This is a genomic window from Cellulomonas sp. P5_E12 (assembly GCF_054049315.1).
The window spans coordinates 220656-234885 of sequence record NZ_JBFUMP010000001.1 but is presented as its reverse complement, the minus strand read 5'-3'; the positions used below and the strand labels follow the sequence as shown (position 1 = coordinate 234885).

Genomic DNA, 14230 nt, shown 5'->3' with positions numbered 1-14230 from the left:
GCCCGGTCTCCCCAGGGGGCCGGGCTCGGTTGCGTTCGCGGTGATTGTGGCGTTGCGACAACCGCGCCGTCGCAGATCCGTCATGACGGGCGGCGCACCTGAGGATCCCTACAAACCCGCGCCCTGGACGGTTGGTCGGATCGACAATCTTGGGAGGGCGCGCGCCCCGGGCGCCGGTCCGGCACGCACCGGGCGTTACGGTGAGCCGTGCCCGCCATCTCCAAGGTCCTCATCGCCAACCGCGGTGAGATCGCCGTCCGCATCGCCCGAGCCTGTCGCGACGCAGGGATCGGCTCCGTCGCCGTCTACGCCGACACCGACCGCGAGGCCGTGCACGTGCGGATCGCCGACGAGGCGTTCGCCCTGAACGGTGCGCGCGCGGCGGAGACGTACCTCGACATCCCCAAGCTGCTCGACGTGGCCCGCCGGTCGGGCGCCGACGCCGTGCACCCGGGCTACGGCTTCCTCGCCGAGAACGCCGCGTTCGCGCAGGCGGTCCTGGACGCCGGGCTCGTGTGGATCGGTCCCCCGCCGTCGGCGATCGAGTCCCTCGGCGACAAGGTCAGCGCGCGGCACATCGCGCAGAAGGCCGGCGCACCTCTGGTCGCCGGCACCGCCGACCCCGTGCAGGGCGTGGCCGAGATCCACGCATTCGTCGCCGAGCACGGCCTGCCCGTGGCCATCAAGGCGGCGTTCGGAGGCGGAGGTCGCGGTCTGAAGGTCGCCCGCGAGTCCGGTGAGATCGACGAGATGTTCGAGTCCGCCACGCGCGAGGCCGTCGCGGCGTTCGGGCGCGGCGAGTGCTTCGTCGAGCGGTACCTCGACCGCCCGCGGCACGTCGAGACGCAGTGCCTCGCGGACGCCCACGGCACGGTGGTCGTCGTCTCCACGCGTGACTGCTCGCTGCAGCGCCGCCACCAGAAGCTGGTCGAGGAGGCCCCGGCGCCGTTCCTCACCGACGCCCAGCGCACCCAGCTGGTCGAGTCCTCGAAGGCGATCCTGCGCGAGGCCGGGTACGTCGGCGCGGGGACCTGCGAGTTCCTGGTCGCCGCCGACGGCACGATCTCGTTCCTCGAGGTCAACACCCGCCTGCAGGTCGAGCACCCGGTCACCGAGGAGATCAGCGGCATCGACCTGGTCCGCGAGCAGCTGCGCATCGCGGCCGGCGAGCCGCTCGGCTACGACCACGTGGAGACCCGCGGCCACTCCCTCGAGTTCCGGATCAACGGCGAGGACCCTGGCGCGGGCTTCCTGCCGGCCCCGGGCCGCATCACGACGCTGCGGTTCCCCTCCGGCCCCGGCGTGCGCGTCGACTCCGGCGTGGTCGAGGGCGACAGCGTCTCGGGCCTGTTCGACTCGATGATCGCCAAGGTCATCGTCACCGGCGCCGACCGCCCCCAGGCGCTCGCCCGTGCCCGCCGCGCGCTGGCGGAGCTCGAGGTCGTCGGCATCCCCACGGTCGTCCCGTTCCACCGCGCGGTGCTGGACGCCGAGGCGTTCGCCCCGGCCGACCCGGCACAGCCGTTCTCCGTGCACACGCGCTGGATCGAGACGGAGTTCGCGGAGACGGTCGCCGCGCTCGCGCCGGCCGCACCGCAGGACGAGGACGAGGACGACGAGCCCGCGGCGCTGGAGCGCGTGGTCGTCGAGGTCGGCGGCAAGCGGCTCGAGGTMGTCCTKCCCGCCGCGCTCGCGCTCGGTCGCGGCCCGGGCGGCGCCGGTCGCGGACCCGGCGGCCCMGGCGCGCGCCGACCCGTGCGCCGCGCGGCCCGCGCGAACGGGAGCAGCAACGGCACCACCCTGGCGTCCCCGATGCAGGGCACCATCGTCAAGGTCGCGGTCGCGGAGGGCACGCAGGTGGCCGAGGGCGACCTGGTCGTCGTGCTCGAGGCGATGAAGATGGAGCAGCCGCTTCTGGCGCACCGCGCCGGCACCGTGACGTCGCTGTCCGCGGGCGTGGGGTCGAGCGTGAGCGCCGGCACCGCCATCTGCGAGATCGTCGGCTGACCCGGGCGTGCCGGACGGACCACCGCCCCACCGCCAGCGCCAGCCGGGCGACGGCTGGGTCGAGTGCGCGTGCGGCCGGCGCCACTGGGGGCTGCACGGCGCCGCGGGCCTGCTGCTCGCCCGGCGCGACGCCGACGGCACCCCCACGGCGGTCGTCCTGCAGCACCGGGCCGTGTGGAGCGACCAGGGCGACACCTGGGGCGTGCCCGGCGGAGCCCGGATGCCGGGCGAGTCGGCCGAGGATGCAGCCCTCCGCGAGGCCGAGGAGGAGGCCGGGATCGACCGCCAGGCCGTGCGCCTGCGCGAGTCGTCGGTCCTGCAGCATCCCGACTGGTCCTACACGACCGTCCTGGCCGACGAGATCACGCCCGTTCACCCCGCCGTGACCGACGCGGAGAGCGTGGAGCTGCGCTGGGTGCCGATCGACGAGGTGGCGGACCTCCCGCTGCTGCCCGCGTTCGCCGACGCCTGGCCGCGGCTGCGCGAGCGCCTGGTGGCCCTCGGCGGCCGGTGACCGGCCTCACAGCACCGGCTGCCGGACCGTCTCGCGCCCGGACGGCTCGCCGGGGTAGTGTCCCCTCAGTGAGGTAAGCCTGCCCTCATCCGATGCCCGACCGGGTGTCAGCCCCTGCACTCGGAAGACGCTCCATGGTCGCCAACTACCTCATCGGTCTGCGCGAGGGCCTCGAGGCCGCGCTGGTCGTCAGCATCCTCGTCGCGTACCTGGTCAAGACCGGGCGCCGCGACCAGCTGCCGGCGCTCTGGGCCGGGGTCGGCATCGCGGTGCTCGCGTCTCTCGTGTTCGGCGCGATCCTCACGTTCGGCCCGTCGGGGCTGTCGTTCGAGGCTCAGGAGGCCATCGGCGGCACGCTCTCGATCATCGCCGTCGGCCTGGTCACCTGGATGATCTTCTGGATGGCCCGCACGGCCCGGCACATGAAGTCCGACCTGCACCACAAGCTCGACGACGCGCTCAGCGCGGGCAAGAAGGCGGTCCTCGTGGTCGCGATGCTCGCGGTCGGACGCGAGGGCCTTGAGACCGCGCTCTTCCTGTGGGCCAGCGCCCAGGCGACCAGCGGCACCGCCGTCAACGCCAGCCCGAACCTCGGCCCGCTCATCGGCGCGGCCCTCGGCCTCGGCACCGCGGTGCTGTGCGGCTGGCTGCTCTACCGCGGTGCCCTCAAGCTCAACCTCCGCCTGTTCTTCGCCTGGACCGGCCTGTTCCTCGTGGTCGTCGCCGCGGGCGTGCTGTCGTACGGCGTGCACGACCTGCAGGAGGCCGGCATCCTGCCCGGCCTGAACAACCTGGCGTTCGACGTCTCGGCGACCGTCCCGCCCAGCAGCTGGTACGGCTCGCTGCTCAAGGGCGTCTTCAACTTCTCGCCCGCCACCACGTGGCTCCAGCTCGTCGCCTGGTTCGCCTACATCGTGCCGACGATGTACTTCTTCATCCGCATCACGTGGGGCTCCGCGCCCGCCCGCCCGTCGGCCCCCGCCGTCGCGCCGGCCGTGCGCGCGACCGCCGCCTGACACCCGCCGCGCCCGTTCCCCAGGAGAACCATGTCCCGCCGCTCCACCGCCGTCGCCGCCGCCGTGGCCGCGCTCGTCCTGCCGCTCGTCGCCGCCTGTGTCCCCAACGACACGTCGACGCCGGGCGCCAGCGGCTCCGCGGGCGCGCTGACGGTCACGTCGACGGCGGACACCTGCGACGTCTCCGCCACCGAGGCCGATTCCGGCACGGTCCGGTTCGCGGTCACCAACGCGGGCGACGACGTCACCGAGTTCTACCTGCTGGGGGACGACGGGCTGCGGGTGGTCGCCGAGGTCGAGAACGTCGGCCCCGGCCTCTCGCGCGACCTCATCGCCCAGGTCAAGCCGGGCACGTACTACACCGCCTGCAAGCCGGGCATGGTCGGCGACGGCATCCGCGCCGAGTTCACCGTGAACGACAGCGGCGCCGAGGTGGGCCCCACGGGCGACACCGCCGACCAGCTCGCGGCCGCCGAGGCGTCCTACGTCGCGTACGTGAAGGACCAGGTGGGCGCGCTGATCTCCGGCACCCAGGAGTTCGCCGACGCGTACACCGCGGGGGACGACGAGAAGGCGAAGGACCTCTACGCCGACACGCGCGCGCACTGGGAGCGCATCGAGCCCGTCGCCGAGTCGTTCGGCGACCTCGACCCCAAGCTGGACCTGCGCGAGGCCGACGTCGAGGAGGGTGACGCCTGGACCGGCTGGCACCTGGTCGAGAAGGACCTGTGGCAGCCGACCGCCGACGCGAACGGCGGCGTGACCTATGTGCCGCTCACGCAGGAGCAGCGCGCGGCCGCGGCGGCCGACATCGTCGCGAACACGCAAGCGCTGGTCGACGAGGTCAACGCCACCGACTTCACGTTCCAGGCCTTCCAGATCGCCAACGGCGCCAAGGAGCTTCTCGACGAGGTCGCCACCGGCAAGGTCACCGGCGAGGAGGAGATCTGGTCGCACACCGACCTCTGGGACTTCCAGGCGAACGTCGACGGCGCCCGCGTGGGCTACGAGGTGCTCGCGGACGTCGTCGAGGCCGAGAACCCGGACCTCGCGGCTACGCTGGCCACCCGGTTCGAGGAGCTCGACACGCTGCTGGCGGCGCAGGGCTCGCTGGACACCGGCTTCACGTACTACGACAAGCTCACGGACGCGCAGGTCAAGCAGCTCGCCGCTGCGGTCGACGCGCTCTCCGAGCCCCTCTCCCAGCTCACCGCGACGGTGACGGGCGCCTGACCGAAGAGGAGTGCCCGTGTCCGCCCCCACGGACCCGCACGACGAGCCCACCGCCCCGACCAGCGGCCTGTCCCGGCGCGCTGTCCTCGGACTCGGCGGCGGGCTCGCCGCCGTCGGCGTGGCCGCCGGCTTCGGCCTCGGCCGCGCGACGGCTCCCGAGCCCTCCGCCGGCGCGACGGCCGCCGCGGGGACGTACCCGTTCACGGGTGAGCACCAGGCCGGCATCGTCACGCCCGCCCAGGACCGGCTCTACCTCGCCGCCTTCGACCTGACGACGACCTCGCGCGACGAGCTGGTCGAGCTGCTGCGCCGCTGGACCACGATCGCGGCGCGGCTCACCCAGGGCCTGTCGGCGGGTCCGTTCGGGCCGGCGTCCGGACCGTACGACGCCCCGCCCGACGACACGGGCGAGGCCGCGGACCTTCACCCGGCCGGGCTGACGATCACCTTCGGGTTCGGCCGGTCGCTGTTCGTCGGTACCCCGTCGCCCGACGGCACACCCGGCGAGGACCGCTTCGGCCTGGCCGACCGCCTGCCCGGTGGGCTCGTCGACCTCCCCCACTTCGCCGCCGACGACCTCGACCCCGCACGCAGCGACGGCGACCTCGTCGTGCAGGCCTGCGCGGACGACCCGCAGATCGCCGTGCACGCCATCCGCAACCTGTCGCGTGCCGCGTTCGGCAGCGCGACGATCCGCTGGACGCAGCTCGGGTACGGCCGCACGTCGTCGACGAGCACCACCCAGCGCACACCCCGCAACCTGTTCGGGTTCAAGGACGGCACGGCCAACGTCAAGGCCGAGGAGACGAAGGCGCTCGACGAGCACGTGTGGGTGCCCGCGAGCGCGGCCCGGGCCGACGAGACCGACTCGGCCTGGCTCACCGGGGGCTCCTACCTCGTCGCGCGCCGGATCCGGATGCGCATCGAGACGTGGGACCGCACGTCGCTGCGCGAGCAGGAGAACCTCATCGGCCGGACGAAGGGCGAGGGCGCCCCGCTGTCCGGCGGCACCGAGTTCACGGAACCGGACTTCACCACCGAGGGCAAGGGGGGCGCCCCGCTCATCGCGGTCGACTCGCACGTCCGGCTGGCGCACCCCGACTTCAACGACGGCGTCCGGCTGCTGCGACGCGGCTACAACTTCACCGACGGCAACGACGCGCTGGGCCGGCTCGACGCGGGGCTGTTCTTCCTCGCGTTCGTCCGCGACCCCCGCACGCACTTCATCCCGATGCAGTCGTCGCTGTCGAGCAACGACGCGCTCATGGAGTACCTCACGCACACCGCGTCCGGCCTCTACGCGGTGCCGCCGGGCATTCCCGACGGTGCGCTGGTCACCGGCCCGGACGGCACGCCGGTGACCACGCACGACAGCCCGTTCGTCGGGCAGCAGCTCTTCGCCTGACGGCGGGAGTACTCTGCCGCGCGTGACGACGACGCCCGACGAGACCCCCGCCCGGACGCCGCCCGATGCCGGCACACCCACGCGCGTGTGGCTGGTCGCGCTGCTCACCGTGATGTGCCTCGAGATGGTGCGGGCCTCCGGTCCGTTGCTCGACCGCGCGTTCGCGGCCGGCACGGTGAACGCCGCCGTCACGGCGCTGGGCACCTACGCGGGCGCGGGCCTGGTCGCGGCGGTGATCCTGCTCCTCGTCGGGCGCTCGTCCGGCACCCCCGACGCGCGCACGCTGCTGCTCGGCGCGTCCGTGCTGGCCGTGCTGCGTGTGGCCGTCCAGGCGCTCGACGGGCTCGCGCTCGACGTCGTCGGTCTGGTCACGGTCGCCGTGTCGGTCGGCGTGCTGACGCTGGCGGTCGCGTTCGTCGCGGGGCGCCCGGCGGGCGGTCGGCAGGCCGCCACCGGGCTGGTGATCGGCTCCGGGCTGTCCGTCGGCCTGCAGCTGGTGCTCGGCACGTGGGACGCGGTGTGGCGCGACAGCTGGACGGGCTGGGTGGTCGCCGTCGTGCTCGCGCTCGCCGTCGTGGCCACGGCCCGCGGCCTGGTCGCCTTCACCACGCCCGACGAGCAGGCCACCGGGCGGCCGCGCCGACTCTGGGCGCTCGGGCTGTACCTGGCGCTGGCGGCGATGATCGTCGCCAACCCCGCATTCGTCGCGTCGCAGTCGGGCGTCGCGCTCGGCTGGGCCGGGCTCGGCGTCGTCGTCGCGAACGCGCTGGGCGCCTGGTCCCTGCTGCGGGCCAACCCGTGGTCGGCCGGCGTGCGGGTGGGGGCCGCGGTGCTGCTCGTCGCGGGTGTCGCCTGCGCGCTGTGGCTCACCGGGATCGCCGCGCTCGTCGCCGTGCTCGTCCTGCAGCTCTGCGTCGGCATCGTCCTGTCGGCCGCGCTGAGCGCCCACCGCCCGGCGCCGCGCGGCATCCCGCGCACGGGCGCGGCGACCCTGGTGGTCGGCCTCGGCACCATCGGGCCGCTGCTGCTGTACATGCTCGACTACGACGTCCCGCTGCCCGTCGACAACGTCTGGGTCGTCATCCTGGCCGCGATCGGCCTGGCCCTCTCGGGCCTGCGTCGGCGCACCCCCGGCGCCGTCCCGGCGCTCACCAGCCCCGACCGCATGCCCACCCGGCTGAGCTCGGTGCGGCTGCTGATCCTGCCCGCGATCGTGCTCGCGCTCCTCGGCCTCATCCCGTCGACCATCAGCACCGCCGGCGCCGACGTGCCGGCGCGGGCGGCCGGCGACGACCTCACGCTGGTCGACTGGAACCTGCACTACGGCGTCTCGCCGCTCACCGCGGTGGACCTGGAGGGCATCGCGGCGACCATCGAGCAGCAGGACCCCGACGTCGTCACGCTCCAGGAGGTCGAGCGCGGCTGGGTGTTCGGCGGCGGCGCGGACATGGCGACGTGGCTGGCGCACCGGCTCGGCATGACCATCCACTTCGCGCCCGCGGCCGACCACCAGTTCGGCAACGCCGTGCTGGCGCGGTCGGCGCTGACCGACGCCGTCGCCCACCCGCTGCCGTACGGTGCCGGCCCGCAGAGCCGGTCGGCTTTGAGCACCACGCTGACCACCGCGTCCGGGGCGGACGTGCGGGTCACGTCGATCCACCTGCAGCACCGCGAGTCGAACACCGCCACCCGGCTGGAGCAGCTGACGGCCTTCGCCGGGGTACCGGTGACCCCGCCCTCCGTGCTGGCCGGTGACTTCAACGCCGAGCCGGGCTCGCCCGAGATCCGGCTGCTGGAGGCCGCGGGCTGGGTCAGCGCGGGTCCCGCCGAGGTCCCCACCTCGCCCTCACCACGCCCCCGGCAGAAGATCGACTGGGTGTTCGGGCAGGGCGTGACGTTCGGCCAGGCGACCGTGCTGGTCTCGCCCCAGCAGTCCGACCACCTACCGCTGGTCGCGCAGCTCCGGGTCTCCGACTGACACCGGACCCGTCGACACCACGTGCCGTCCGCGCCGCGGCCGGACCGCCCGTGTTGAAGCCTGCACCGCCCGAGAGGACCCTCGACCACATGACGCCCCGGCAGCCCCTGCCCTCCCGCCCCGCCGCCGACCCCGGCGCGATCGTCGTCGGGCCCCACTGGCGGATCACGGTGCTGACCGACGGGCTGGTGCGGCTCGAGCACTCCCCCGACGGCGGCTTCGAGGACCTCGCGTCGACGTTCGCGCTCAACCGCGACCTGCCGGTGCCGACGTTCCGCGTGGTCGAGACCGAGACCCACGTCGAGGTGCTCACCGCCCGGCTGCACCTCGTCTACGACCGTCGGCCCTTCAGCACGAGCGGGCTCAGCGTGTCCGTGCTGGGCGACATCAGCGCGTACCACTCGGTGTGGCGCTATGGCGAGGACGGCGACGGGCTCGGCGGCACCGCGCGCACCCTCGACCTGGCCGACGGCGCCATCCCGCTGGAGCCGGGCGTCGTGTCCCGTCAGGGGTTCGCGGTCCTGGACGACTCGCGCTCGATGGTGTTCGACGACGAGGGCTGGGTGTCCCCCCGCGACGGCGCGCGCACCGACCTCTACGTGTTCGCGTACGGCCACGACCACCGCGCGGCGCTCGAGGCGTTCTACGCGGTCTCCGGCCCGACGCCGCTGCTCCCCCGCTTCGCGCTGGGCAACTGGTGGAGCCGGTTCCACCGGTACACCGCCGACAGCTACGCGGCCCTCCTCGACCGGTTCGACGCCGAGGGCCTCCCGTTCAGCGTCGCGGTCATCGACATGGACTGGCACCTCACCGACATCGACCCCGCTCTGGGCAGCGGCTGGACCGGCTACACCTGGAACCGGTCGCTGTTCCCCGACCCCGCCAAGTTCCTGGCCTCCCTGCACGAGCGCGGCCTGCGCGTGACGCTCAACGTGCACCCCGCCGACGGCGTCCGCACGCACGAGGACGCGTACCCGGCGATGGCCCGGGCGCTCGGCCTCTCCGAGGGTGACGCGATCCCCTTCGACGTCACCGACCGCGCCTTCATGGACGCGTACTTCGACGTCCTGCACCGCGGGCTCGAGGACGACGGCGTCGACTTCTGGTGGCTCGACTGGCAGTCGGGCCCACACTCCCGCGTCGCGGGCATCGACCCGCTGTGGATGCTCAACCACTTCCACTTCCTCGACAGCGCGCGCGACGGGCGTCGGCCGCTGACGTTCTCCCGCTACGCCGGCCCCGGCAGCCACCGGTACCCGGTCGGGTTCAGCGGCGACACCGTCATCTCGTGGGCGTCGCTGGCGTTCCAGCCGTACTTCACGGCCACCGCGTCGAACATCGGCTACGGGTGGTGGAGCCACGACATCGGCGGCCACATGTTCGGCGGCAAGGACGACGAGCTGGCCACCCGGTGGCTCCAGCTCGGGGTGTTCTCCCCGATCCTGCGACTGCACTCGTCGGCCAACGAGTTCACGACGAAGGAGCCGTGGACGTACGCGGCGGAGGCCCGCGTCGTGATGACCGAGCACCTGCGCCTGCGCCACCGGCTCCTGCCGTACCTGCACACGATGAACCACCGGGCCGCGGCCGGGCGGCCGCTGGTCGAGCCGCTGTACCACCAGTGGCCGTCGGCTCCCGAGGCCTACGACCAGCCCAACCAGTTCCTCTTCGGCAGCTCCCTGCTCGTGGCGCCGCTGACCACGCCGGCCGACCCGCGCACACGCCTCGCCGCCGTGCGCGGCTGGCTCCCGTCGGGCACCTGGGTCGACGTGTTCACCGGGCTCGTCTACGACGGCGGCCGCGAGCTCCTGCTGCACCGCGACCTGTCGACGATCCCCGTGCTCGCACCGGCCGGCGCGATCGTGCCGCTCGACGCGGCGGGCGTCCCCGCCAACGACCCGGTGAACCCCGTGGCGCTCGAGGTGCTCGTGGTCCCCGGCGCCGACGGCTCGTTCACGTTGGTCGAGGACGACGGCAGCGTCGAGGGAGTCGCGACGACCCCGCTGACGTTCTCGCAGGCCACCGGGTCGTTCGTCGCCGGACCGGCCGAGGGTGCGATCGCCTGCCTCCCGGCCTCGCGCACGTGGACCGTCACGTTCCTGGCCTCCGACGGCTCCCCGGCCGCCTCGGTCGATGGCGTCGCCTGTGCCGGTTCCCTGCTGCGAGGGGACGACCGCGTCTCGCTCACGGTCGAGGACGTCCCGGTCGGCGCGATGCTCACGGTCACGCTCGGCGACGACCCGCAGCTCGCGGCCAACGACGTCGCCGGTCGCCTGTTCACCCTGCTGGACCGCGCGCAGATCAGCTACGACCTCAAGACCCGCGTGCAGACGATCGCCACGTCCGACGCCCCGCTGTCCGTCCGCGTCAGCCACCTGCAGGCCCTGCAGCTGGACGCGCCGCTGTCGGCCGCGGTCAACGAGCTCCTCCTGGCCCGCCCCTGACCACGCCATGAGCGCCGTCACGCGGGCCGATCACGTCCGCCACGGCTTGCTCGTCGCGCGAACCGCACTGATGTCGGGGTCGGCAGACGGTCGTCAGACGAGGTACTGCACCAGGGTGCCGACGCCGTCCGCCAGCGTGACGTCGGCGAGAGCGCCGTTGACCAGCGCAAGCTGCGGCGGGACGTGCCCGATGTCCAGGTCGTACAGGACGGGGACGTCGAGCGGGCCGAGGGCGTCCCGCACGGCGTCGAGCTGCGTGAACCCCGGCGACCCCGGCGCCGACGTGCGGCCGACCAGCACCGCGTTCGCCCGGTCGAACCACCCGGCGAGGCGCAGGTGGTGGAGCATGCGCCCGGCCGTGAACGCGTCGACCTCGGCGACCTCGACGTAGACCAGCAGACCCTCCGGTGCGTGCCGGTCCGCGAACCCCGCGATGTCCCCGTACGGCGTCCCGGGCAGCATCGAGATCGTCTCCAGGCAGCCGCCGATCAGCCGGCCGCGCAGGGTGCCGACCGTGTCCCCCAAGAACCGCCAGCGGGCCGGGACCGTGAGCCGCTGCTCCGTCACGTCCGGGTGCGTCCGGAAGTCCGGCCACGACTCCTGCGCCCAGCGCGCGGCCCCCTGCGTGACCGCGGCACCCGGCTGGGCCGAGGCCAGGTCGAGCCAGTGCCGCAGCGGGTCGGGCACGACGAACGGCGTGTCCATGAGCGCCGGCCCGTGCAGGGTCGCCGTGCCGGTCAGGACCGTCAGCGGGAGCAGCAGCGTGCTGGTGTCGGAGTAGCCGACGAACCACGTCGGGGCGGACCGGGCGATCGCGTCGAAGTCCAGTAGCGGCAGCAGGTCGATCGCGAGCTCCCCGCCCCACGGCGGGACGACCGCGCGGATGCGTGAGTCGGTGAGCATCCCCATCAGTTCGGCCGCCCGCTCGGCCGCCGGCGCGCTCGTCGGACCCGTCCCGTCCATGCACCGCCCGACCTCCACCTCGAACCCGCGCCGACGCAGGTCCTCGACGCAGAAGTCGAGCCGTGGACGCATGTCGTCCGCGACGCCCGCCGACGGCGACGTGACACCGATGACGTCGCCGGGCTGCAGCGGTGCGGGGTAGCGCACGATGGGGTCCTCTCCGGGAGCGGCCGACCAAGCCATGGGCGTCGTCAACCGACCGTATGGCGACGCTGAGGCCTTGGTCGACACGGAGCGCCGCGAGCCCACCCTGCGCTGCGGGTCAGTCCTCGGTTCTCATGGTCGGACTGACCCTCCGCTCCGCTCCGGGTCAGTCCTCGGAGCGGTGGTGGAGGATGCGGGCCACCTCCGCGATCGTGCCCGACATCGACGGGTAGACCGTGGCGGTCTCGGCCAGCTGGTCGGTGGTCAGGCGGTGGGTCACCGCGATCGTCAGCGGGTAGATCGACTCGCTGGCGCGGGGGCCGACGACGACCGCGCCCAGGACCGTGCCGCTGCCGGCGTGGGCGAAGATCTTGATGAACCCGTCGCGGACGCCCAGCATCTTGGCGCGCGGGTTGCGGGCCAGCGGCAGCATGCTCACGGTGTACTTCACGCCCTGCGCGTGCAGCTGCGTCTCGGACCAGCCGACGGTCGCGATCTCGGGCAACGTGAAGATGTTGGCGGACACGCCGCGCAGCGACAACGGCTTCACGGCGTCGCCGAGCGCGTGGGCCATCGCGAGTCGGCCCTGCATGGCGGCGACCGACGCGAGCGGCAGCACGCCCGTCACGTCGCCGGCCGCGTAGATCCCGCGGACGTTGGTCCGCGACACCTTGTCCACCTCGATGTGCCCGGACGGCGTGAGCCGCACGCCGGCCTCCTCGAGGCCGAGGCCCGAGGTGGTGGGGATGGAGCCGACCGCGAACAGCACGTGCGACCCCTCGATGACGCGGCCGTCGGACAGCGTCACCTCGACCCCGTCGGCGGTGCGCCGGGCTCCGGACGCCCGGGACTGCGACATGACCGTCATGCCGCGGGTCTTGAACACGTCCTCGAGCAGCTGGGCGGCATCGGCGTCCTCGCCGGGGAGCACACGATCGCGGCTGGACACCAGCACGACGTCGGCGCCGAGCGACGTGTAGGCGCCGGCGAACTCGGCGCCGGTCACGCCCGAGCCGACGACGATGAGCCGCGTCGGCAGCGCCGGGAGGTCGTACACCTGGGTCCACGTGAGGATGCGCTCGCCGTCCGGCCGGGCCTCGGGGAGCTTGCGGGGGGTCGCGCCGGTGGCCACGAGGATGACGTCGGCGTCGAGCGTGAGCTCGTCGGCACCCCCCGGGGTGGTCACGATGACGCGGGACGGCCCGTCGAGGTGCCCGTGGCCGAGGACGATCTTCACGCCCTCGCGCTCGAGCCGCGCCCGGATGTCGGCGGACTGCGCGGCCGCGAGCGCCTTGACGCGCGTGTTCACCGCGGCGAGGTCGATGCGGTGCCGCAGCTCCTCGAGGGTGCCGCCCACGGCGCCGGACAGCAGGGTGCCGTCGAGCCGGATGCCTAGCTCGGGGGCGCGGTCCGCAATGGTCATCCACTCGGCGGTCGCGATCAGCGTCTTGGACGGGACGACGTCGGTCAGGACCGCGGCGCCACCCATCCCGGCGGCCTCGACGACGGTGACGTCTGCCCCGAGCCGGCGTCCGACGAGGGCCGCCTCGTACCCGCCGGGTCCGCCTCCGACGATGACGACGCGAGGAGCGGGCGATGACGGCGCGGGGGTGCTCACGGAGACCCATTCTGCCGGTCCGGCGGCGCGCGGCCAGGCGGGGAGCGAGCGTTAACCTCGGACCATGAGCGACGTCACACCCCTCCCCGACCTCGACGACCCCACGACCGACCCGTTCGACGTCGCCCGGGCGGCCGCCGCGTACCTCGCGCAGGCCACCGGCGTGGAGCGCCACGACGTGCTGCTGGTGCTCGGTTCCGGCTGGGGCGGCGCCGCCGACCTGCTGGGCGAGACGGTCGCGGAGGTGCCGAGCCACGAGATACCCGGCTTCTCGGCACCGGCTGTGGCCGGTCACGGCGCGACGACCCGGTCCATCCGGATCGAGGGCACCGACCGGCACGCGCTCGTGCTCGGCTCGCGCACCCACCTGTACGAGGGCCGCGGCGTGCGGCGGGTGGTGCACGGGGTCCGCACCGCGGCCGCCGCCGGCGCCACGACGGTCGTCCTCACCAACGGCTGCGGCGGGCTCAATCCCGCCTGGCTGCCCGGGACGCCCGTGCTCATCCGCGACCACATCAACCTCACGGCCACCTCCCCGCTCGAGGGTGCGACGTTCGTCGACCTCACCGACCTGTACTCGGCTCGGCTCCGGGCGGTCGCGCGGGAGATCGACCCCACGCTCGACGACGGCGTCTACGTGCAGTTCCCCGGCCCCCACTACGAGACGCCGGCCGAGGTGAAGATGGCCGGGATCCTGGGCGGCGACCTGGTCGGCATGTCCACCACGCTCGAGGCCATCGCGGCCCGGCACGCCGGGCTGGAGGTGCTCGGCATCTCGCTCATGACGAACCTCGGCGCGGGGATCTCCGCCACCCCGCTGTCCCACGCCGAGGTGCTCGAGGCCGGTGCCGCCGCGGGACCCCGGATCAGCGCGCTGCTGGCGCAGATCGTCCGCAGGCTCTAGGGAA

The 14230-nt window shown here is 73.7% G+C and carries 10 protein-coding genes; 8 read left to right on the top strand and 2 right to left on the bottom strand.

Annotated elements, in window-relative coordinates; translation table 11 throughout:
* Positions 1-207: 207 nt before the first annotated feature.
* The 7 genes from ACXJKA_RS01025 to ACXJKA_RS00995 all read left to right on the top strand — a co-directional run bounded on the left by ACXJKA_RS01025 (position 208) and on the right by ACXJKA_RS00995 (position 10597).
* Positions 208-2007 (top strand): acetyl/propionyl/methylcrotonyl-CoA carboxylase subunit alpha, encoded by a 1800-nt coding sequence (locus ACXJKA_RS01025; RefSeq protein ID WP_456823296.1) that lies wholly within the window; start codon positions 208-210, stop codon positions 2005-2007.
* Between the two features lie 7 nt (positions 2008-2014).
* Positions 2015-2521, top strand: a complete 507-nt coding sequence (locus ACXJKA_RS01020) for an NUDIX domain-containing protein (RefSeq protein ID WP_456823295.1) — start codon at positions 2015-2017, stop codon at positions 2519-2521.
* Positions 2522-2655: 134 nt separating this feature from the next.
* Positions 2656-3537: an iron uptake transporter permease EfeU gene (gene efeU, locus ACXJKA_RS01015; RefSeq protein WP_456823294.1), complete on the top strand. Its 882-nt coding sequence runs from the start codon at positions 2656-2658 to the stop codon at positions 3535-3537.
* A gap of 30 nt (positions 3538-3567) precedes the next feature.
* A complete protein-coding gene (efeO, locus tag ACXJKA_RS01010; RefSeq protein WP_456823293.1) occupies positions 3568-4770 on the top strand; it encodes an iron uptake system protein EfeO in 1203 nt (400 codons plus the stop codon).
* Positions 4771-4786: 16 nt separating this feature from the next.
* Positions 4787-6175 (top strand): iron uptake transporter deferrochelatase/peroxidase subunit, encoded by a 1389-nt coding sequence (efeB, locus tag ACXJKA_RS01005; RefSeq protein ID WP_456823292.1) that lies wholly within the window; start codon positions 4787-4789, stop codon positions 6173-6175.
* Positions 6176-6197: 22 nt separating this feature from the next.
* Positions 6198-8153, top strand: coding sequence for an endonuclease/exonuclease/phosphatase family protein (locus ACXJKA_RS01000; protein ID WP_456823291.1), 1956 nt, complete (start codon positions 6198-6200; stop codon positions 8151-8153).
* 89 nt (positions 8154-8242) lie between these two features.
* A complete protein-coding gene (locus tag ACXJKA_RS00995; protein WP_456823290.1) occupies positions 8243-10597 on the top strand; it encodes a TIM-barrel domain-containing protein in 2355 nt (784 codons plus the stop codon).
* 93 nt (positions 10598-10690) lie between these two features.
* Here the strand turns inward: ACXJKA_RS00995 and ACXJKA_RS00990 are convergent, their stop codons facing one another.
* Both ACXJKA_RS00990 and ACXJKA_RS00985 read right to left on the bottom strand, forming a co-directional pair.
* Positions 10691-11707: a S66 family peptidase gene (locus ACXJKA_RS00990; RefSeq protein WP_456823289.1), complete on the bottom strand. Its 1017-nt coding sequence runs from the start codon at positions 11705-11707 to the stop codon at positions 10691-10693.
* 163 nt (positions 11708-11870) lie between these two features.
* Positions 11871-13322 (bottom strand): NAD(P)H-quinone dehydrogenase, encoded by a 1452-nt coding sequence (locus ACXJKA_RS00985; RefSeq protein ID WP_456823288.1) that lies wholly within the window; start codon positions 13320-13322, stop codon positions 11871-11873.
* 64 nt (positions 13323-13386) lie between these two features.
* Here ACXJKA_RS00985 and ACXJKA_RS00980 point away from each other — a divergent pair, with 64 nt between their 5' ends.
* Positions 13387-14226 carry a purine-nucleoside phosphorylase gene (locus tag ACXJKA_RS00980; RefSeq protein WP_456823287.1) on the top strand — a complete coding sequence of 280 codons (840 nt, stop codon included), beginning with the start codon at positions 13387-13389 and terminating at the stop codon, positions 14224-14226.
* Positions 14227-14230 lie beyond the last annotated feature (4 nt).

What these genes read in the sequence shown, in the direction of transcription:
- efeO (WP_456823293.1), top strand. Translation starts at nt 3,568, where the DNA reads ATGTCCCGCCGCTCCACCGCCGTCGCCGCCGCCGTGGCCGCGCTCGTC.
- ACXJKA_RS00995 (WP_456823290.1), top strand. Translation starts at nt 8,243, where the DNA reads ATGACGCCCCGGCAGCCCCTGCCCTCCCGCCCCGCCGCCGACCCCGGC.
- efeU (WP_456823294.1), top strand. Translation starts at nt 2,656, where the DNA reads ATGGTCGCCAACTACCTCATCGGTCTGCGCGAGGGCCTCGAGGCCGCG.
- ACXJKA_RS00980 (WP_456823287.1), top strand. Translation starts at nt 13,387, where the DNA reads ATGAGCGACGTCACACCCCTCCCCGACCTCGACGACCCCACGACCGAC.